The organism is Mucilaginibacter sp. P4_E8, assembly GCF_056401495.1.
Map to the genome: position 1 here is coordinate 1 of NZ_JBFUJG010000088.1, position 21,713 is coordinate 21,713.

A 21,713-nucleotide genomic window follows, 5' to 3' on the forward strand; every position below is an offset into this window, starting at 1 on the left:
CAGTATGCCCCCCTTACCCGTATCGGAAATTATTTACAACTAATAATTTTTTACAAATTCTACCTGTAAGTATTCCAATAACTCATTCAGATACTCCATTTGCTCAGAAACATCAAAATTGTCGGATGTAAATAGTTTATAAACGTTAGTATCCAATCCTTCAATAAACTCTTTTAAGCTGCTCGCTGTAAAAACATATTCATTTTTAGCATAGGGTATGGTTACCAGCGACACATCACCCGTTTTCTCCAACAGATTTATAAACAGATCATTATAAGCTCCCGACGGAATATTAATTATGAACGCTTTTTCTGCCATTTTTAGTGTATTTAATTCAGGACGTTAACAATACTTTACTGACCATTTGCAACTGATTGAGAACCTGCTCATCTCCTGATAAATAATAATCATCATTAGTATAGGAATAATGAACATGATACCCGTTTTCCTGTATCAGGGATTTAAGCACCTTTTCAAAAAGGGCTTTATTTACTTTAAGTAGTTTTTCAAATCCCATAGCGATAATTTTTATAATGTGAGTTCAAAAATTATGCCCATGTTAAAACATGGTTAACTTAAATAACTTAAGGTTATAAATTAGTAATCAAATTTTCGCTAAGAAGTTATGTCACTGGTTATGAAATAAATGGTTTTTGTACAGGAAGTGGTTTGTACGTATTAATTAAATCATTAATTTAGTATTATATAGTATTATAAACTTCCACTAAACCCTAAATTCATGAAAATTGCAGTATTAATTGCCCGCATTTTGCTGGGCCTTATTTTTATCGTATTCAGCCTTAATTTCTTTTTTCATTTTATACCGATGCCCCAACCGGTAATGTCTGATAAAGCAAAAGCTTTTAGTGGTGGTCTTTATGGCTCTGGCTATTTTTTCCAGTATATGAAAGTTATAGAATTAATAAGCGGACTGGCCATATTGTTTAACCGTTATACCGCGTTCTTTTTATTGATCCTGTTCCCTGTTTCGGTGAACATTTTCCTGTTCCATTCCCTTTTGGCGCCTGCCGGTGTCCCTTTAGCTCTTGTAATAATTTTACTGCATGTATTTTTAGGTGTTGCATATCGCAAGTATTACTCCAGCATATTCACAGCGGTACCAGTTGTATAACATAATAAAACCTATTCAACAAAAAAGCCCCGAATAAATTCGGGGCTTTTTTGTTATTGGCTCTTCTTAGCTTCCTGCATGGGGTTTGGCCCGGCGGTGGCACCACGTGGCAGGGTTTGCTGCTTAAACAGCTCAAACCTTGATGGCTGATACTCACGGGGCCAGCTGTTATTGGTCTCGTCAATATCGGCGGTTTCGCGGTATGGGTCAAGCTTAATGCCTTTCACCTCTTTGGTTTTGGCAAAAACCTTGCTTATCTTATATTCATTTTTGCGCCATATATAGGCTGATATCTTTTCAACCTCTTTGGTACCATCGGTATAGGTCCATTCAATAATTAAAGGGGTAACCAGGCCGCCTTTATTACTGAAAGTGATCTCATAAAAATAGTTCTTGCTGTCGTACAGTTTCTTTTCGTCGGGGGTAGCGGCGTTGTACATAGCCTGGTAGCTTTGTGTACTAATCGGCGTGGCTGCAAAGCGATCCCATTTGCTGTAAAAATCCTGCAGGGCGGTATCAGCCTCAACAGCAAAACGAGTGCCCGCCTCTTTATTACGGGTGGTGCTGATGTTCTCCAGGTTATGGTCAAACTGTGCACGGTCAGTAGCGCTTTCAGCAACCGGGTTTTTGGTATTAAGGCGATAGTATTTTACACTGTCTACAGATACGTCAACAGGATCTGTTCCGTAGAACCATCCGCGCCAAAACCAGTCGAGGTCAACAGCCGAAGCATCCTCCATGGTACGGAAAAAATCGGCAGGCGTAGGGTGTTTAAAGGCCCAGCGGTGCGCATAGGTTTTAAACGCGTAATCAAACAGTTCGCGTCCCATTACGGTTTCGCGTAATACGTTTAACGCTGTCGCCGGTTTTGCATAAGCGTTTGGCCCAAACATCACAATGTTTTCTGAATTGGTCATGATAGGCTCCAACTGGTCTTTTGGCAGCTTCATGTAATCAACTATTTTATAAGCCGGGCCGCGTTGCGATGGATATTTGCTATCCCACTCCTGCTCGGCCATGTATTGGCAAAAAGTATTTAAACCTTCATCCATCCAGGTCCACTGACGCTCGTCAGAGTTTACGATCATCGGGAAAAAGTTATGCCCAACCTCGTGAATAATTACACCGATCATTCCGTTCTTGGTGGCTTCACTGTAAGTTCCGTCTTTCTCGGCACGACCATAGTTAAAGCAGATCATTGGATACTCCATACCGTTTGAAGCCTCTACAGAAATGGCTACCGGATATGGATAAGGGAAAGTATGTTTTGAATAGGTTTTTAGCGTATGGGCCACTACTTTGGTTGAATACTTACGGTAAAGCGGGTAAGCCTCCGGACCATAGTACGACATGGCCATCACTTTTTTACCGCCTTCAATCTGGGTGCTCATGGCATCCCAAACAATACGGCGTGATGATACCCAGGCAAAATCGCGTACATTCTCTGCATGGAAAACCCAGGTTTTGCGCGCTGTAGCATGGTTTTTCATGGTTTGCTTTACCTCGTCGAGCGTTACAACCTCTACAGGCTGAGTTGATGATTGTGCCGAATTCCAGCGTTTAAGCTGGGCAGCGGTAAGGGTTTGCGCGTAGTTAGCACATTGACCGGTGGCGCCTACCACATGATCGGCAGGCACGTTCATGCTTACCTTAAAATCGCCAAAGGTTAAAGCAAATTCACCTCTGCCGGTAAACTGCTTATTTTGCCATCCCTGGAAATCGCTGTAAACAGCCATCCGCGGATACCATTGCGCCATGGTGTACAGGTAATTGCCATCCTCAGGAAAATATTCATAACCACCGCGGCCACCTATGGTTAAACGGTCAGATATGTTATACCACCAGTTAATTTTAAAGCGGAATTTTTGTCCCGGTTGTAAAGTTACAGGCAGCTCAATACGCATCATGGTTTCGTTAATGGTATAAGTTAACGCCTTGCCGTTGGCATCCTTAACGCTTACAATATGGTTGCCCAGATCCAGATCATGCCCCATGATGCCCTGCAGCTGGCGAATGGTCATTTTACTTTGCATTTTGCTCTCGTCAAACTTGGCGCTCTCGGCATCTTTTTTATGCTGATTTTCGTCAAGCTGCAGCCACAGGTAGGTAAGCGGATCGGGCGAGTTGTTGGTATAGTTTATAGTTTCGGAGCCATCCAAACGTTGTTTGTCATCATTAAGGGTGGCGCTAATTTCATAATCGGCCTTTTGCTGCCAGTATTTTGGCCCTGGTGCGCCCGATGCTGAACGGTACTCATTTGGAGTTGACACCATGGTACCCAACTGTTCAAACTTGTTACCGTGGTTTGAGCCCGGGTTGTTATCATACTGCGCCCAGGCGGCAGTTGTTAATAGTGTACAGGAAAGTAATGCGGTGTAAAATTTATTCATCTGAATTTTATTAATAAAAAGCGCTCAATGCACATGATAAAAGCAATTCCAAATATAGCCGAAGAGAGGAACATTGTCCAGTCGCGCTGTGGTGTTTTGGCGAATTTGATAAGCAAATAAGAGATAAGTAACGCAGATATTACAATTAAAACCTGCCCAAACTCCAATCCGAGGTTAAAAGCGAACAGTTGAGCGGTAATATTACTGCTGCTGCCCAGTAAACTTTTAAGGTAATTGGAGAAACCCATGCCATGTATCAACCCAAAAAAAAGCGCCAGTGTATAGTTAAGGCGCATGGTGGTTGCAGTGCGTTTTTTATGAAGCACATTAACTAAACTGGTAAAAACTATGGTGACAGGTATCAAAAATTCAATAAGCGAAGTATTGATGTGAATGATATTTAACACACTCAAAGCCAGCGTAATAGAGTGCCCAATGGTGAATGCCGTAACCAGTACCAATACCTTACGCCAGTCGGCCAGCAGGTAGGTTCCGCATAGTACGGTTACAAATAATATATGGTCATACCCGGCCCAGTCACAGATGTGTTGCCACCCTAACTGGAAGTATAAAGAAAAGTCAGTCATGTGCTAAAATTCGCATTTGCCAATAAAATTAACGTTTTTTGTTAAAAATAAAATCATTTAACGCAATTATGTTGCAATTAATAATTATAAGCTGGCTAAGCTTTTTCCACCCGTTTTTTGTGAGCGTTACCGAAATTAATCACAATGCCCGCACACAAACGGTTGAGGTGAGCTGCCGTATATTTTATGACGATCTGGAGCGTACCATCGAAAAACAATACCATACTCAAATTGATATTGTTAAGCCCGCTGATAAAAATAAAGTGAACCAATTGCTGAATGACTATATTAAAAAACATTTGATTATTAAAGCCGATGGCAAGCCCGTTACGCTCAGCTATGTAGGCTATGAAATACAGGAGGATGCCGCCTGGACCTATTTTGAGGTAAAAGGCATGAGTAAAGTAAAGAAATTTGAAGTCCATGACGATCTGCTATACACCGAACACCCCGAACAGATCAATATGCTGCATGTAACCGTAGGCGGCCAGCGCAAAAGCACCAAATTGGGCAACCCGGAGAGTGACGCTGCTTTTGAGTTTTAGTTATTCGGGAATTATATGTTGTCGTTAACATATGTGTCATTGCGAGCGCAGCGCGGCAATGACATATTTATTAAATGACATGGTTTATTAATTGGGTTGTTTTAAGTGTATTCTCTTCACTATTTCATAATTATTTATAATTTAGTGTCCAAAATACAATTAATCCTAAATAGCCTATTATGCCCTTCATTAAATTCCCTTTATCAAAGGCCGGTAAACTATCAGGTCTGCTGTTTATTGCCGTATTGTTTGGTTTAAAAAGTTTTGCCCAGCAAACGCGCCAGGTACTTGACTTTGATAAAGGATGGCGTTTTAATTTGGGCGCGGTTGATAACGGTCAAAAACCGGGATTGAATGATGCAGGATGGCGCGCCCTAAACCTGCCGCATGACTGGAGCATTGAAGGAAAGTTTAGTAAAGATAACCCTGCCACTCCCGAAGGCGGTGCATTGCCGGGAGGCATGGGCTGGTACCGTAAAACATTTACCGTTCCGGCATCATCAAAAGGCAAATTGGTTTATATTGATTTTGACGGCGTTTATCAAAAAAGCGATGTTTGGGTTAACGGGCATCATTTAGGTTTCAGGCCAAACGGTTATATATCCTTCAGGTACGAGCTTACCCCTTACTTAAATTTCGGGGGTAAAAATGTGATAGCGGTTAAGGTTGATAACTCTGTTCAGCCAAATTCACGCTGGTATTCGGGCTCGGGAATTTATAGAAATGTATGGCTGGTTACTACCAATAAAGTAGCCATTGATCATTGGGGTACTTACGTAACCACACCCGAGGTTAACGATGCGGCTGCAACCGTAAATCTGAAAATCCGCGTGCGCAATAATTCAGGCACCAAAGGGGCATTTAATATAAAAACACTGATATATGATGCAGCAGGAAAAGTTGTTTCTACTGGTGGGGCTATCCCATCAAAAGCCAATTTAACAGATACTATTTTCGAAACAGGCATAAACCTTACTGTTAAAACACCTCAGCTATGGTCTGTAGAAAATCCATATTTATATAAGGTAGTTACCCAGGTAATTGCTGGTAAAACGGTTGTTGATGAATACACCACCCCATTAGGTGTCCGCTATTTTAATTTTGATGCCGATAAAGGTTTCTCCTTAAATGGTAAACCTATGAAAATTTTAGGTGTATGCGATCATCATGACCTGGGCTCATTGGGTGCCGCCATTAATACACGTGCTTTGGAACGCCAGCTACAAATTTTAAAAGCTATGGGCTGTAATGGCATCCGCACTTCTCACAACCCTCCTGCTCCTGAACTGCTTGACCTTTGCGATAAAATGGGTTTCATTGTGATGGACGAAGCCTTTGACTGCTGGGAATGGAAAAAAGCTAAATATGATTATCACCTGTTTTTTAAAGAATGGCATAAACGCGACCTGGAAGATCAAATACTGCGCGACCGCAACCACCCAAGCATTATGATCTGGAGCATTGGTAACGAGATACCGCAGCAAGCCGATACCAGCGCGTTAAGGCTTTCCCCTGAACTGGCAGGTATAGTACGTAGCCTGGATACCACCCGGCCAATAACCACCGCTAATAACGATCCGGGTAAAAACAATAAGATCATCAGTTCTGGTGCTATTGACCTGGTAGGTTATAACTACCATGAAGGCGAATATGCTGCATTTCATGACAGGTATCCCGGTAAAAAATTCATTGCCTCAGAAACCACATCGGGTCTTGAAACACGCGGATATTACGATATGCCATCAGATAGTATCAGAATATGGCCCGAGAGCTGGGATAAGCCGTTTACCAGACCCGATAATAACGTATCGGCTTATGATAATGTGCGACCACCATGGGGCTCAACCCATGAGGCTACCTGGAAGGTGATGAAAAAGTATGATTTCCTGTCGGGCATGTTCATCTGGACAGGCTTTGATTACCTTGGCGAACCTACACCGTACAGCTGGCCATCACGCAGTTCGTACTTTGGTATTGTTGATCTGGCGGGCTTCCCTAAAGATGTATACTACATGTACCAAAGCGAGTGGACCAATAAACCAGTGCTCCATATTTTGCCGCATTGGACCTGGGAAGCCGGCAAAACGGTTGATGTTTGGGCCTATTATAATAATGCCGATGAAGTGGAACTTTTCCTGAACGGCAAATCATTAGGAGTTAAAAAGAAAACCGGTGATGACCTGCATATCATGTGGCGCGTAAAATATGAGCCCGGCACGTTAAAAGCGGTATCGCGCAAGGATGGCCAAGTTGTTTTAACCAAGGAGATCCATACCGCGGGTGCTCCTGCCAAAATTGAACTACTGGCCGACCGCAAGCTGATCAAGGCTGATGGAAAAGACCTGTCGTTCATCACTGTAAAAATATTGGACAAAGATGGCAATGTGGTTCCCGATGCTGAAAACCTGGCTAACTTTAAAATTAATGGCGAAGCATTTATAGCCAGTGTTGATAATGGTGACCCGGTTAGTCATGATTCATTTAAGGTAAATTATCGTAAAGCATTCCACGGGTTGGCGCTGGCTATTGTACAGGCAAAAGAAAAAGCAGGCAGCATAACTTTTACGGCTACTTCCAATGGTTTATCAAGTGCATCAATTATAATAAAGAGTAGGTAAAATTTTTAATCCCAGTATATATTCCCTCCCTCGGGAGGGGTGCAGTAGGTTTGCGCGCAATGGCAGGGAGGGGTTTCTACGTGATGTAGGTTGCATAAACCCTTCCCTACACCCTCCCGACGGGAGGGAATCGCTCAGGCCCAACACTTTAAAATTTAATCCTGTTTTATCATGGGCTATTACTCTTCCCAAGGGAAGGAATCGCACTTACCCAAGCTTTCTTTTTATTCGTCCGAATCCTTATAGGGTGCGGCAGGGCGATTGTCTGTTTGAGCTTGTGAATCTAAATGCTCATTTTCACATCTGCTAACTTTTCAAGAAAAAGAAACAGGATGTATTTTGCTTTGTTAAACGTATTTGGAGTAAATATGCCATTGTGGGCGTAGTGCCTCATTGTTCTTATTTATAACAATTATGAAAATGATATTCATATTTATTTTACAAAAATTCCTGTAACTTGGATGTATAATTACTGTTAACCTATGACCGTATTAGAAAACGAATATTTAAAAGTAGCGATAGATCTTCAGGGCGCACAGATCAGTTCATATTACAACAAAAAAACCAGCGTTGAGCATCTATGGCAGGCCGATCCAAACGTTTGGCCCTGGCACGCTCCCAACCTTTTCCCCGTAGTGGGCGGATTAATTGATAACCAGCTTTTGGTTGACGGACATGCTTATACTATGGGAAGGCATGGCTTTGCGAGGCAATCGGAATTTATTTTGCTGGAGGCTGATGAAGTTTCGGCCAGTTTCTCGCTACCTTACTGCGAAAAAACGCTGCAGGTTTACCCCTATAAATTTGACTACCAGGTTTTGTACACCCTGATAGATCACTCCCTGCGGGTAACGCATAAGGTGATCAACCTTGATAAAAAAACCATATATTTTTCTGTTGGCGGCCATCCGGCTTTTAATGTACCTTTTAATAAGGGCGAAAAATATGAGGACTATTACCTGGAATTTGAAACCGAGGAACATTTAGAGGCTCAAATGCTATCGGCCGGGGGCTTTTTTACTGGCGAAACACGGCCTGTAGCTACGCCCGGTAATAAATTATATTTAACCCGCCACCTGTTTGATGCCGATGCGCTTGTGTTTAAACAACTCACATCAAGAATGGTAAGCATTAAAAGCAACAGGCATGATCAATCACTATCGATTGAGTTTCCGCACTTTAATTACCTTGGTTTATGGGCCAAACCCGGCGCCGATTTTGTGTGTATTGAGCCCTGGCTTGGCTGTGCCGATACAGAGGGGCATCAGGTAAACATCAATAAAAAAGAGGCCATACAGGCACTACATTCCGGCCATGTTTTTGAAGCACCTTATTTTATAAGTCTTTAGGCATAGTTTTTGTAAATAACTATAAAATAGCAAAACATTTTAATCGCTTTTTAACTTATCATTATTAAATACTACACTTATTAAATTAATCACTATGAAAAAGAAAATCTATTTAATCGCTCTTACCATGTTACTTTCAGTATCGGCATTTAACAGCTATGCATCTACCGTTTCAGATGGTGCTTTAACTATACTGAGCAAGGAGCAAATAGCCACCATGACCACCGAGCAGAAACAAGCCCGTGTTGAGGAAATAAAGGCAAGGGTGAAGGAAATTAAAGCGATGGATAAATCAGAGCTTACCAAACAAGACCGTAAAGAACTGCGTACCGAACTTAAAGGCTTAAAACACGAAGCAAACGCATTAGGTGGCGGCGGTGTTTACCTTTCAGTAGGTGCTATCATCATTATTATTTTAGTATTAATCCTGATATTATAAGTAAATTATACTTTACAGTTAATTATAAAGGCACTTATTAAGTGCCTTTTTTCGTTAGTTTAGTTTTATGTCATCAGATCCTACCAAACGATTCTCAAACCGGGTAAACGATTATGTTAAATACCGCCCCGGTTATCCGGCCGAAGTTATAAGCACCCTGCAGCAGGAATGCAACTTATCCGCCAATGCCATTGTAGCCGATATTGGCTCAGGCACAGGTATTTTCACTGCTATGTTATTGAAACAAGGTTACCAGGTTTATGCTGTTGAGCCCAATAACGATATGCAGCAGGCTGCCGTACAGCATCTTGGGCATCATGAAAATTTCAAGCCGGTGTCGGGCACGGCAGCAGCAACCACACTGAATAACAACAGTATTGACCTGGTAGTTTGCGCGCAAGCCTTCCATTGGTTTAATAACGATGATACCCGTGCAGAATTTAACAGGATATTGGTTAAAGATGGCTATGTTGCCCTGATATGGAATAACAGGCTTACCAACGCCGATGATTTTGCAAATGAATACGATGCGCTTTTAAAACTGGATAGTATTGACTACAATAAAGTAAATCATCAGAACATCAGTGACATTGATTTTAAACTATTTTTCAGGGATGGTATTTACAAGGAGATCACATTTCCCAACCTGCAGGTATTTGATGAGGATGGTTTAATAGGCCGCGCCTTTTCATCCTCCTACGTGCCGGCAAAAGATACCGCCGAGGGTAAGGCTTTTTTAAAGTTATTGCAGCAACTTTTTGAAAAGTATAATAAAAATGGCAAGGTAAATTTCCATTATCAAACAGAAATTTACCTTGGCCGGGTTTAATTTTCTTAAAATAACCCTAACTGACCTTTATCATCAATCTCGATATCATCGGGATTGGTGATCTCAAAATCAACCTTTTTATGTTCTTTTGGTTGATCTTCGGGCTTCACCGGTTCATCTTCTGATCTTACCGGCTCCGCAGCAGATGATTGTACGGGTTCAGGCTTTGATTCCTCCGGTTCATCCTGAACATTCACAGGTTGGGCCTTTGGTTGAGCCGCTGGCTTTGGTTTTGGTGGTTCGGGTGATTCAGGCTCTTCTCCGGGCAGTTGATCTTCAGGTCCGTCTGTGCCGGTTTCATCGTCGGGTTCAGCTTCGGGCGTTGTGTCTGTTGGCTCTTCGCTTTCGCTTTCTGCAAGCAGCTCTACCGTTTTTACCGGGAACTGGGACAGGCGGTTACCCATCGCCTTCATGCCTTTTACATCAATCAGTTCGGCCAGGTTCACTTCAATGGTTTCGGGAGTTTGCTCCTTACCTTTCAATTGCACCACCCTAACCAGCGGCGCTTCTTTGGCCATTAGTATCAGTTTTGAACCCGGCTCCTCACTAATAATGCTTACCTGTTTACCCAAGGCAACATTCTCGAACATGAAGCGCTTCACCATATAGTTTTTCGATTTACCATCCAGGTGGATAACCGAATAAACCTTTTTAGGGTTGTACTTCTCGATCAGGATCATTTTATCATCAAAATGATTGTTCAGATCAAAATTGGTGAGCTCATAAACGCCATTGCTCAGTACGTTCAATATCCGGTCGTCGCCATCAAACTCGCCCAGGTATTTGCCCCGGCTATCGGCATTCAAACGTTTCAAAATATCGTCATACCAGATCTTACGGCCGGCCAGTGTTGATATACCTTTGCTTTTCAGCAATATTTTTTTAATCGGGTATTTGGTAATAATGTTACCCATAGAGCCGCGGCCTTTTATAGCTAAAGTTGCAAAATCCTCATCAAACTGCAGCTTTTTAAGTTTAGCATGCGGTTTAAGCTGTACATTAACCACCTCGGCCTCACCATTAGGATTGGCTGTAAAGTACAGTGTCCGCGTACCTTTGCTGCCTTTGGTCAGGTCATATTCCTTATCGCGGGTTACACCTACTACCGAGAACCGTTTGATATAGCTGACGCCGCTCGCGCCATCTTTATAGATCATGTTATACACCGTGCGCTCGTCGTTCTTTTTAAACACGGCCACATGAATGATCTCTTTACCCACAAAAACCTTATCCTGCACTTTGGTGATGATGCAACGGCCATCGGCACGGAAAACAATGATCTCGTCGATATCAGAGCAATCGCCTACAAACTCATCCTTCTTTAAGCCTGATCCCACAAAACCATCCTCGCGGTTAACATATAGTTTTACGTTGGCCAGGGCAACCTGGGCAGCCTCAACCCTGTCAAAGGTGCGCAGTTCGGTTTTACGGCCGCGATCTTTGCCATACTTTTCCTTTAGTTTATCAAACCAGGCAATGGTATAGTCGGTAAGGTGTTTCAGGTGATGTTTTACCTGTTTTATTTCGTTTTCCAGCGCCTTCATCTGCTCATCCGCTTTTTTAACATCAAAGCGGGTGATGCTGCTCATAGGCTTGTCAATCAGTTTCTTATAATCCTCTGGCAAAATCTCCCTGTAAAACTGCGGGAAGAATGGCTCGAACAAACGGTTCAATACCTCCAGTACAGTTTCAAAATTACCGGAGCTTTCATAGTCGGGGTGTTTGTACATCCCCTCCTGTATAAATATTTTTAACAACGAACTGAAAAAGATCTTTTCCATCAGTTCCTTCAGCCTGATCTCCAGTTCCTGTTTAAGCAGGTCTTTAGTAAAAAAAGTACTTTCAGTGAGCATGTCATTCACGCTCATGAACCGCGGCTTATCCGACTGGATAACGCAAGTGTTGGGCGATATGGATACCTCGCAATCGGTAAAGGCATACAACGCATCGATAGTTACATCGGGAGATATACCGGGCGCCAGGTGAATAATGATCTCCACATTCTGGGCAGTATTATCTTCGATCTTTTTGATCTTGATCTTACCCTTATCATTGGCCGATATCACACTATCAATCAAACTACCCGTAGTGGTAGTAAAAGGAATTTCGGTAATGGCCAGTGTTTTTTTATCGCGCTCCACAATTTTGGCGCGTACCCTTACCTTTCCACCACGCTGTCCTTCGTTATATAGCGAAGCATCGGCCATACCACCGGTAGGAAAATCGGGCAGTAAATTAGGGCGCTCGCCTTTTAATGCGGCTATGGAAGCATCTATCAGTTCAATAAAGTTATGCGGTAATATTTTGGTGGCCAAACCCACCGCTATACCTTCGGCACCCTGTGCCAGCAGCAAAGGGAATTTTACCGGCAGGGTAATAGGTTCCTTATTACGACCATCATAACTGGCCTGCCAAACCGTGGTATCGGCATTAAAAACAACATCAAGCGCAAATTTCGACAAGCGCGCTTCAATATAACGCGGTGCCGCGGCCGAGTCGCCGGTTACCGGGTCGCCCCAGTTTCCCTGGCAATCTATCAGCAGGTTCTTCTGCCCTATTTGTACCATGGCATCACCAATAGAAGCATCACCATGCGGGTGATATTTCATGGTATTACCTATTACGTTGGCCGCTTTATTAAAACGCCCGTCGTCCATTTCTTTAAGCGAGTGCAGTATACGGCGTTGTACGGGTTTTAGCCCATCATTTATATGCGGAACAGCACGGTCAAGAATTACGTAAGAGGCATAATCAAGAAACCAGTTTTCGTATAACCCGTCGAGTGAGGTAACATTATGTAATTTTTCTTCGTTATTGGCGGGTATATCGTTTTGATTCAGATCTTCACTCATTATATGCTAAAAAACTTTTGGATGGGTAAAGATAAAAAATTATGCGTGGATGTACAGATGCAGGATTTGCACATTTTTGATTTTCTTAACAACCATGTCTCCATGTCTCACCAAAGAAGCTACTGTGTGTACGCAAGTTGATATGCTCCGTTAGGAGCTACCTGTTTGTAGAAAAAATTAAAAAGCGAAATTGCTCCGTAGGTGCAACCCCTAAATTAGCAGGTAAATAGCCTGTATGTGATCAGGGTAGCCTCTACGAGGCAAAGGGTATTTTAAATATCCAAGTGCTACAAACAGGTAGCTCCTAACGGAGCATATTATCCTGTTGGCTGTTTTAGAGTTATGTCTACACAATAGCCAAAGGAGAGGGAGGCAAGAACAACACGCAAGGTAAAGTCATCTCCTTTAGAAAGGATTATTACATGAGGGCTTCGCCGTTTAGGTGAAGCTAAATCCATACTCAGGGTTTCAGATCTAAATCGTTGCAAATAAACAAGACGTGGTTACTATCCATATTTAATACCTTGCCCTCCAGTACGCTTTGGCCCGCGTTTGCCGGGTTATTGCCCCGGCCAAAAGGCCAGCTGCCTTTAGTATCCATAATTTTTATACCTGCCGTACCGGCCAGGTTCAATCCAAAATCGGTACAGTTGTTTTTGTTCAGGTTATATCTTTTCTGGTCATACTCCTTGATCACCTCTAATATTTTTTTAAACTTTCGCCCAGATATGAACTTACCAACGGTTTCGTCCCAGTTATGCCGCTCATCATCTTTAAAAACAGATTTTGTTGTAGGAAACAATGGCGTTGCCGACAAGAAATGATCTTTCCTGGGGTAAAACCCAAAGGATCTTGACACAGAGGTAGAGTCGGTATTGTACTTAATGAGTGTTATAAAGGTATGCCCTACCCTGCTTAGCTTTGTGAAAATTTTGCGCTTGCCCGCTAATGGTTGTTGTATGTGGATCATGAGCGCGTAAGCCGATGCCTCTTTGCCATCGTCAAAAGGGTCGGTAATATTACACACCTCTTCAGGTTTCGATTGTATTTCCTTGCCGGTATAGGTATAATTGCCGGTATCGGCGGTTAACAACTGTTCGTCCCTGCTGTTGATAGCCAATAATCCAGCAACTGAAGTATCAGTCTGTGAATTGATCAATGCAAAAGATGGGTCGCTATTTTGCTGACCAGATGCATTAAGCGTTACAGTATCAGATAAATGGGCGTTGCTTGTTTCGTAAACCGGCAATGTTTTAAAATAACACTTCATGGCCAGCTGATACATTTTAAGCCTGGTAAATATGTTGGCCAGGTGATAATAAAATTTGTGGCTGTGCTTTTTATCTTTAGCTACGGCATCAAATTTATTTTCCTTTAACAAGTTTACAACAGGCCGGGGGTCGTGCTTTTTATCGTATTTATCAAGGCTGGCTAATTGCTGTACGTAGCTATCTTCATTAAAAACAGCAACATTTGATGTGGTAACAGTATTAGCAATTACTTTTTTGCCGGCATTAGCAGCTATAACATTCGCTGATGGTATACGATGTAACCCAGCCGAATCTGTTTGTATATAGGCGTACTTAACCACCAGGGTGTCCTGGGCATAAAGTGGTAATTTTAGCGATAGCAGTATAAGTATACTATACCATATCCATCGTGGCTGAGCTTTCATTTACTATTATAGGTTTGGTTGGGCAAAAAATGGTTATTTAAGCAAAAAGCCTCTCAAAAACTGAAAGGCTCAACAAATTATTAATCGGAATTATGTTGACACCCTTTACAATAACCAATGGCTACAACACTTAACGTTGTATATGGTATTTGTAATATGAGCAGCAACTGAAATCATAATAAATACAAACATACAAATAGTCTACAAAATCAGTAGTCATTTATTCAAAGAAATTTGTACACTTGCTTTTTTTACAATTGTATGAGTTGTTAAGGTTTAACTTTATTACATGAACACTTACGCTTTAGTTACCGGCGCCAGCAAAGGTATAGGCCGTTCCATAGCTTTATTACTTGCAAAAAAGGGATATCCTGTTTTACTGGTGGCACGTTCGGCAGATGAGTTGGAAGCCCTGGCACAGGAAATCACGGCGCTTTACCATGTACAGGCACACTGGCTTGCTATTGACCTGTCTGAACCTGACGCCGCCGACCGGGTTGCCCGCTGGTGTACCGATAATTTGTATAGCGTATCTGTCCTGGTCAATAATGCGGGGTATGGCTTGTGGGGTAAATTTGAAAGTTTAGGCATTGATGAGCAGCTCAACATGATCAATCTTAATATCAATGCCCTGATAAAATTAACCCATGCTTTTATAGGTACATTAAAACAACAGCCGCAAGCCTATATTTTAAATATAGGCAGCACAGCGGCATACCAGGCGGTGCCAACAATGGCAATTTACTCGGCAACAAAAGCATTTGTATTATCGTTTAGCCGGGCATTACGTTATGAGCTTAAAGGTTCGCCCATATCGGTGAGCTGTTTTTGCCCCGGCCCCACCGATACCGATTTTACCCACCGCGCCGGCCTCGATGCCTTAGCAGATCTGGCCGCAAAATTTAATATGCAACCCGATGAAGTAGCCGCTCTGGGTTTAAAAGGTATGTTTAACAAAAAGGCCGAAATTGTACCGGGCCTTTTAAATAAAATTTCAACCGCCGCAGGCAGGCACCTGCCAAAAGCGCTTATTGAGAAAATAACCGGCGATCTGTATAAAGTAAAATAAGACACCGGAATATTAGTAAGGCTTATTCTGCCTTTAACCTTTTAACCGGGTTGGCAGTGGCTGCTTTAATAGCCTGGGTGCTCACGGTTACCAAAGCAATAATAATAGCCAATGAACCTGCGATTACAAAGATCCACCAATGGATAGCAATGCGGTATTCATAATTATTAAGCCAGTTGTTCATTAACCAAAATGCCAATGGCGATGCAATAATACATGCTATTAATACCAACCCAACAAACTCTTTCGATAAGAGTAACCATAAATTGGTTACACTCGCGCCCAGCACTTTGCGGATGCTTATTTCTTTTGATCTGCGTTCGGCCATGAACATGGCCAGGCCAAATAAACCCAGGCAGGATATAAAAATGGCTAAGCCTGCGAAAATACCCGCTAATTTGGCAACCTGGTTTTCGGTGGTGAATTTTTTTCCAAAATCTTCATCGGCAAAATGATATTCAAATGGTAAGGCCGGGTTATATTTTTCAACTACCGGCTCAATAGCAGCAAGGGATCTTTTCAAGTCTGACCTGTCTTTCAGCCTGATCAAAATGGAATTTACATTGTCGGTACTGAAGAGGATAATTCCCGGAGGTACCGGCTTAAAAGGATCTTCCATCAGTACATTTTTAATAACACCTACTATGGTCAATGCCTGGTCGCCGAGTTTCATCGTTTTGCCCACCGGATCTTTATAACCGATCAGGCTTACCGCGGCCTCGTTCAGGATAACCGCGTTTGAATCGGTTTTAAATTCTCTTGAAAAAGGCCGGCCAGCTATAAATTTTAGTCCGGCTGTCTTTTCGTAATCCCAGTCGGTCATTACTGTCTTTATAAATATGTCGGCATTCGGGTCCTTACCCTTCCAGCTGAAATGGCCAAAATCGTTAGCTACCCAGGTCATCGCGCTCGATGCTTTTGCTACCGCTTCTATATTACCGGTACTTAATAGGTCGCGCTTTAATGCATTGTAATTTTTTACCAGGTCCTGACTTACATCCAAGGTGATCAGATTATTCGGATCATACCCAATCGGGCGGTTTTTGGCATAATTGATCTGCTGAAAAACGATCACTGCGCTGATGATGAGGGCCATGGATATAACAAACTGTGAAACCACCAGCACTTTGCGGAAACTTACCGCATCCTTGCCCTGTTTTATAACTCCTTTTAGTACCTTGACAGGTAAAAACGAGGACAGGTAAAGGGCAGGGTAACTGCCGGCTACCAGACCGGTGACGATGCAAACAACCAGCATAGAAGCCAGTAAGGCCACATTGCTGAAATCGAAACGGATATTTTCGAACCCAAGATCCTTTAAATAAGGAAGCAATACCTGGATCAGAATGAGCGAAAGCAAAAAGGCCAGGAAAGCGGTGAACACAGATTCGGTTAAGAACTGCACAATAAGCTGCACGCGGCGCGAGCCAACTGTTTTGCGGATGCCCACCTCCCTGGCCCTTTTTTCGGACCTTGCGGTGCTTAGGTTCATGAAATTAACACAGGCAATAAGCAGCACAAAAATGCCGATAATACCAAACAAGCGGATATATTCTATCCGTCCGCCCGTTTCTACCCAGTTTTTAAAATCCCCGTATAAATGCCACCTTTCCATAGGATAAAGAAAAAGCGTCAGAACTTTCATCCCGGTATTCTTTTTAGCAGACATCGGACCTATCTTTTTGGAAAGAGCATCTATCGAAACGCCTTCTTTTACTTCAACAATAATTTGAACTAAACTATTATTCCAGCGCGTTTTTGAACTTCGTACATTATCTATGTTCTGCATCTCAAATTCAAAAGGAGCCAGGAATTGAAAATCCATTGAGGAGTTTTTTGGAGCATCCTTTACAATCGCGGTAACCTGTACATTATACTGGTTATCTATTTTGATAAACTTGCCGATAGGGTCCTGTGTGCCGAATATGGCTTTTGCCAGTGATGCTGTCAGTACAATGGAATTAGGGTCATTTAATGCTGTTTCCATATTTCCCCTTATTACAGGGAAAGTAAACATTTTCAGAAAGTCGGGATCCACATACATACCAACCTTATTAAACTTATTGTTCCCTATCATCAGGCTGTGCGCGTTTCCCCAGTCGGTCCTTGTAACCCGCTTTATTTCCGGATAGTTATTTTTAAGTTCATCATATATAGGAAGCATCACGGCAACCGACGTGCTTTTCTGGTTATTTATAAGCATGTGCTTACCCACCATAGCAATCCGGTCGTTGTTTTTATTAAATGCATCAAAACTTGTTTCAAAACGGATCCACATGCCTATCAGCATAGCAAAGGCCATTCCCAGGGAAAGCCCCAAAATGTTGATCAACGACAATGTTTTATTGCGAATGAGATTACGCCAGGCGATCTTAAAATAGTTTTTCAGCATAATTAATAATTAAATGTTGAGTCTTTAGTACTTAACAACCCTCATTCCCAACTGCAAGCCACAACTTTTTTATAAACTTTACAGTTTTGGCCAATTTTAATGCCAGCTATCAATTAGCTTATTTACAACACCTTACACAGAACCAGCAAGTTAAAACGTTCGTTTTTGATACAGCACCTGTCCGTATTGAGTCAATGCGGGCTTTCGGAGTTAAATTTTAAGGCAGACCTGAATATCAGATATTTCAACCCCTCAATTAAATATTTTCAAAAAAATTTGTTTTTCAAAATCATTTGCTACATTTGTAATGTATAGTATATCTATAGACATTATATAATTAAATAATTGACAACTAATCTACATATCACCAGCGCATGTTTCATGCGAATGCCTTTCCCCAAAAAGGTAATGGTTTGTTGTTGTTGATCTTTTTCCGCCACCTACTACAAATACAATTGCCTGCTATAACATAGCCGGGTTTTCCACTGCATTATTTTACAATCTATAATTTCAAGATGAGTACCGTATATAAAAAATTTATTTTAGGCGATAAGCTTACAACAGAACAACACACCTTTTTTAACGAGCATGGTTTTATCCATTTCAAAAACTTCATTAATCCAGAGACCGTTCAATCAATTACCAGGGCATCAGAGCAGGTGCAGCACCAGTGGATAAAGAATGATGTAACCAAGGTTAACGGCGTTCCTATTAAATATGGTAAGGACCTTAACGGCGAAACCATTGTACAAAGGTTTGCTTTTATAAATCAGCACCACCCTGTATTTTCGGAGTTTATACAAGACCCCCGCTTTAATACATTGCTTGACCTTATTGGTACCGGCGCCAGGTTCGGAACCGACGAAAAGGACGGCATGGTGCTTAACCATTATGTAAACAGCGAGCACAGCAGCTTTACCAAAATGGGCTGGCACACCGATGGCCTGCGCGATATTTTTCACGGACAAAAGTTAAATCCGATGCTTAATGTGGGCATCCACCTGAGTACCCTGAAACCAGAAAACGGGGGCTTGAGGATCTTACCCGGTACGCACAAGCAAAGCCTTTACCAAATGCTGTTTAAAAAGAAATATTTCCTGGATAATGATGCCGACCAAAACGAGCTGGCCATTATACCTGAAGCCGGCGACCTCACCATCCATGATGGCCGCTTGTGGCATCGTGTCGCACAATCATCGGTAATTGGCGAAGCCAGCCGTCGCAGGGTAATATACATACCTATTATTGCAGGCAAGTACGCCCCTAAAGATGCCAACAGCCCTACTGTGTTCTATCAAAAATTTGCCGGCTTAGTTAAATAATTTTTATGCTTATACTTTTGTTATTCGGCTATTTGGCGCGTACAGGCAAACTTGCTCCTGCACAAAAAGCACTTATTAAATTTAAATATTATTATAGGGCAAAGCGCCTTGCCGTTGTGCGCGTAATTGCAAATTAATGATTAAGGCTACCCTTTACGTATTGATCAAGCTGCATTTGCAGGTGCCTGGCCTTTGCCAATAATATTGGGGAGCTCACAAAGGTTTCAATATCATTGGCCTTACTCATTAAACTGCTTTTATAAATTTGTCTGAAATCAAAATAATTTAAGGCGAACTTCCATTTATCAGTCAAAAGAGAAAAAATGGTACAGTCTTGTTTCAGCAGTAAATTATAGTTAACAACCAGGTAGTTTTCGGGTGGTAACTTTTTAAGCGCTTTTAAAATCGCTTCATTATAGGTGATCCATATTTTTAAAAGTCTTTCGGCATGGTCAGTATAAAACTCCCTTTGCCGGCGGGACCGTCTGATATGTTTCCATATCAGTCTTGAAATGTAATCACGGGCCATATACTTTTTGTCTACTTCCACAAAGCCTCTTTTTAAAAAAGAGGTCACTACCGAATTATAATCCCGTGCTATTACCAGGTATTTTGCACCCGGTATTAATTGGGCATAAGTATTTAAAAACAAGCAGGTACGCGGATCTTTCCAGCCCCATTGGTCATAAAGCTGCTGTTTAACTTTAATTATACTTTTTAGTTTTTCCAACTGGTATAGCGAAAGCTCCATATTGGTTTCGTCTACAAACCCCGAGGTGTGGAGATTATTGTTACTTAATATCTCTTCGTGCAGCTTTAAAAACTCAACATCTTCAAATTGGCCGTCAGCATTCCCAATACCACCGGTTACAAGTCGTTCGCCTATTTGCAGCCCGCACCGGTTTAGCCAGTCTGTTATTAATGATGTACCTGACCGGTGCATTCCCGTAATTATTAAAGTTTTTTGACCCATTGATTTAAAGTTCTTTAACAGGTATTGATTTTATGCTGAGCATATAATAATTGTACTCTATAAATGAAATAAGCATACCGGTGCTTTCTTCAGCACTGAAATATTGTGTATTGATTTGCAGATCAGGCTTTCGGGGTGTCTCAAACGGGTCATTAACCCCCGTTAAATTAAATAGCTTCTGTGGATCATCATCGGGCAGCATTGCCCTTCTGTATAAACCTTTGGTGTCCCGTTCCATTAAAACATCGAGGGAACAATCCACATGTACAACCTTAACCTGTCCATAAGTTGCAACCAGTTCCCGGCGCACTGCATCATAAGGATTAATAGCGCTAATGATAGTAACAATGCCCTGAGCGCTAAATCTACTTGCTATAAATCCTAATCGCCTTATATTCTCAAGCCGGTTTTCCTTTGTATATTTCAGATCTGTGAATAGCTTTTGCCGGTATTCGTCGGCGTCGATAACCTCTATAGGAATTTCAGATTTGCCTAATCTGTTTTTAACATTTCCGGCCAGCGTTGTTTTCCCGGCACCTGATAAGCCACAAAGTAATATGATCATAAAACTAATTTTGTTGTTTGAGCAAATATTTTTACGAACAGCAGATACGTTATTAACCTTAATTATAATGCTTAACGATGAGGTTTTATATAAAATTGCCACAGGGAAGTTATGTATCGATAGAGAGCTTGGTTGTATCGATGAATCGGGCTACCTTATAGACGGGGTGGATTACCGGCAATTTTTAACGCATGAATGCCTCCCTGTGGCGTAGTTTAACACAGGCGAAGAATTATTATAATATTAATCTACTAAATACATGGATTTAATAGATATTGTATTATATTTGCATCAGATAGTTTGTAAATGGTGGTTCATTTTAATAACTATAGCGCAGGTGCTGGTTGGCAGCAAGCGGATGGTTCGACTCCATCCCCTGCATCTCTCTTCTCTCATATTTATGTTTTATAATTTGGTTAATTAGAGTTCCTGCCCATCAGGAGCTCTTTTTTTATGGATATGAACTTACTGTTTTAACAATTTCATAAAAATTACTTTACTTATTAAAAAAATTTAAAAAGTACTTTAAATTGAAAATTAGTTTTATTAAGTTTGTAACAATAATGTATAACGTATTATTCAACGGAATTTACTTTAGTCTCATGTCGGTGAGATCGAAAAGGTTTTGTTAATTGGTTTGATAAAAATCCTCGCTTTTGCGGGGGTTTTTTGTATAGCGACTTTTTTAATTCAACATATCATATAAAACACAGGTTCTTAGAAAATTATGGCCCGATTAAATTTATTGGAAGAGACCCGGTACGAGAAGCTGCCGGTAAGCGTTTATAGCAACCAGCAGGTGGCAGCCGTTGCCGTTGCCGCAAGGATCGCCAAACTGATCCGCGGTAAGCAAAGTAAAGGCGAAAAAGCCGTGCTGGGACTGGCTACCGGTGTTACCCCCATCGGTGTGTATGCCGAACTGGTACGCCTGCACCAGGAAGAGGGTTTGTCTTTTAAAAACGTGATCACCTTTAAC

General features: G+C 41.8%; 17 protein-coding genes and 1 pseudogene. 9 read left to right on the forward strand and 9 right to left on the reverse strand.

What is annotated here, in order from left to right; all coding sequences use genetic code 11:
* Positions 1 to 39: 39 nt before the first annotated feature.
* Both AC1DRQ_RS22390 and AC1DRQ_RS22395 read right to left on the reverse strand, forming a co-directional pair.
* Positions 40 to 318 carry a hypothetical protein gene (locus AC1DRQ_RS22390; protein ID WP_477426985.1) on the reverse strand — a complete coding sequence of 93 codons (279 nt, stop codon included), beginning with the start codon at positions 316 to 318 and terminating at the stop codon, positions 40 to 42.
* 16 nt (positions 319 to 334) lie between these two features.
* Positions 335 to 517, reverse strand: coding sequence for a hypothetical protein (locus AC1DRQ_RS22395; protein ID WP_477426987.1), 183 nt, complete (start codon positions 515 to 517; stop codon positions 335 to 337).
* Positions 518 to 739: 222 nt separating this feature from the next.
* On the opposite strand from AC1DRQ_RS22395, the gene AC1DRQ_RS22400 reads away from it, so the two are divergent.
* Entirely contained in the window at positions 740 to 1,132 is a 393-nt protein-coding gene (locus AC1DRQ_RS22400; RefSeq protein ID WP_477426989.1) for a DoxX family membrane protein, read from the forward strand.
* Positions 1,133 to 1,185: 53 nt separating this feature from the next.
* Here the strand turns inward: AC1DRQ_RS22400 and AC1DRQ_RS22405 are convergent, their stop codons facing one another.
* Both AC1DRQ_RS22405 and AC1DRQ_RS22410 read right to left on the reverse strand, forming a co-directional pair.
* Positions 1,186 to 3,522 (reverse strand): M1 family metallopeptidase, encoded by a 2,337-nt coding sequence (locus AC1DRQ_RS22405; protein WP_477426991.1) that lies wholly within the window; start codon positions 3,520 to 3,522, stop codon positions 1,186 to 1,188.
* Positions 3,519 to 4,109, reverse strand: coding sequence for a HupE/UreJ family protein (locus tag AC1DRQ_RS22410; protein ID WP_477426992.1), 591 nt, complete (start codon positions 4,107 to 4,109; stop codon positions 3,519 to 3,521). The genes AC1DRQ_RS22405 and AC1DRQ_RS22410 overlap by 4 nt, the downstream gene beginning before the upstream one ends.
* A gap of 68 nt (positions 4,110 to 4,177) precedes the next feature.
* Between AC1DRQ_RS22410 and AC1DRQ_RS22415 the strand changes: the two genes are divergently transcribed.
* From AC1DRQ_RS22415 to AC1DRQ_RS22435, 5 genes are all read left to right on the forward strand, one after another.
* Positions 4,178 to 4,654: a DUF6702 family protein gene (locus tag AC1DRQ_RS22415; RefSeq protein WP_429400333.1), complete on the forward strand. Its 477-nt coding sequence runs from the start codon at positions 4,178 to 4,180 to the stop codon at positions 4,652 to 4,654.
* Positions 4,655 to 4,833: 179 nt separating this feature from the next.
* Positions 4,834 to 7,272 carry a beta-galactosidase GalB gene (gene galB / locus AC1DRQ_RS22420; RefSeq protein WP_477426994.1) on the forward strand — a complete coding sequence of 813 codons (2,439 nt, stop codon included), beginning with the start codon at positions 4,834 to 4,836 and terminating at the stop codon, positions 7,270 to 7,272.
* Between the two features lie 482 nt (positions 7,273 to 7,754).
* Complete coding sequence (locus AC1DRQ_RS22425; protein ID WP_477426996.1) at positions 7,755 to 8,621, forward strand: aldose 1-epimerase family protein; 867 nt, start codon at positions 7,755 to 7,757, stop codon at positions 8,619 to 8,621.
* Positions 8,622 to 8,715: 94 nt separating this feature from the next.
* Positions 8,716 to 9,060: a hypothetical protein gene (locus AC1DRQ_RS22430; RefSeq protein ID WP_429400330.1), complete on the forward strand. Its 345-nt coding sequence runs from the start codon at positions 8,716 to 8,718 to the stop codon at positions 9,058 to 9,060.
* A gap of 67 nt (positions 9,061 to 9,127) precedes the next feature.
* Entirely contained in the window at positions 9,128 to 9,889 is a 762-nt protein-coding gene (locus AC1DRQ_RS22435; protein WP_477426998.1) for a class I SAM-dependent methyltransferase, read from the forward strand.
* A gap of 5 nt (positions 9,890 to 9,894) precedes the next feature.
* Here AC1DRQ_RS22435 and AC1DRQ_RS22440 read toward each other — a convergent pair whose 3' ends face one another.
* The gene (locus tag AC1DRQ_RS22440; protein ID WP_477427000.1) at positions 9,895 to 12,741 is read right to left on the reverse strand and encodes a DNA gyrase/topoisomerase IV subunit A; all 2,847 of its coding nucleotides are present in this window, start codon (positions 12,739 to 12,741) and stop codon (positions 9,895 to 9,897) included.
* Positions 12,742 to 13,201: 460 nt separating this feature from the next.
* Positions 13,202 to 14,416 (reverse strand): hypothetical protein, encoded by a 1,215-nt coding sequence (locus AC1DRQ_RS22445; protein ID WP_477427002.1) that lies wholly within the window; start codon positions 14,414 to 14,416, stop codon positions 13,202 to 13,204.
* 289 nt (positions 14,417 to 14,705) lie between these two features.
* On the opposite strand from AC1DRQ_RS22445, the gene AC1DRQ_RS22450 reads away from it, so the two are divergent.
* Positions 14,706 to 15,485: an SDR family NAD(P)-dependent oxidoreductase gene (locus tag AC1DRQ_RS22450; RefSeq protein ID WP_477427005.1), complete on the forward strand. Its 780-nt coding sequence runs from the start codon at positions 14,706 to 14,708 to the stop codon at positions 15,483 to 15,485.
* A gap of 22 nt (positions 15,486 to 15,507) precedes the next feature.
* Here the strand turns inward: AC1DRQ_RS22450 and AC1DRQ_RS22455 are convergent, their stop codons facing one another.
* On the reverse strand, positions 15,508 to 17,877 hold the full coding sequence (locus tag AC1DRQ_RS22455; RefSeq protein ID WP_477427007.1) for an ABC transporter permease: 2,370 nt from the start codon (positions 17,875 to 17,877) through the stop codon (positions 15,508 to 15,510).
* A gap of 515 nt (positions 17,878 to 18,392) precedes the next feature.
* Between AC1DRQ_RS22455 and AC1DRQ_RS22460 the strand changes: the two genes are divergently transcribed.
* Complete coding sequence (locus AC1DRQ_RS22460; protein ID WP_477427009.1) at positions 18,393 to 19,199, forward strand: phytanoyl-CoA dioxygenase family protein; 807 nt, start codon at positions 18,393 to 18,395, stop codon at positions 19,197 to 19,199.
* A gap of 133 nt (positions 19,200 to 19,332) precedes the next feature.
* On the opposite strand, the gene AC1DRQ_RS22465 is transcribed toward AC1DRQ_RS22460, so the two are convergent.
* Entirely contained in the window at positions 19,333 to 20,172 is an 840-nt protein-coding gene (locus tag AC1DRQ_RS22465; protein WP_477427011.1) for a sulfotransferase, read from the reverse strand.
* 4 nt (positions 20,173 to 20,176) lie between these two features.
* Positions 20,177 to 20,737 (reverse strand): adenylyl-sulfate kinase, encoded by a 561-nt coding sequence (locus tag AC1DRQ_RS22470; RefSeq protein ID WP_477427013.1) that lies wholly within the window; start codon positions 20,735 to 20,737, stop codon positions 20,177 to 20,179.
* Positions 20,738 to 21,464: 727 nt separating this feature from the next.
* Here AC1DRQ_RS22470 and AC1DRQ_RS22475 point away from each other — a divergent pair.
* Positions 21,465 to 21,713 (forward strand): annotated as a pseudogene (locus AC1DRQ_RS22475) (glucosamine-6-phosphate deaminase); the annotation flags it as partial.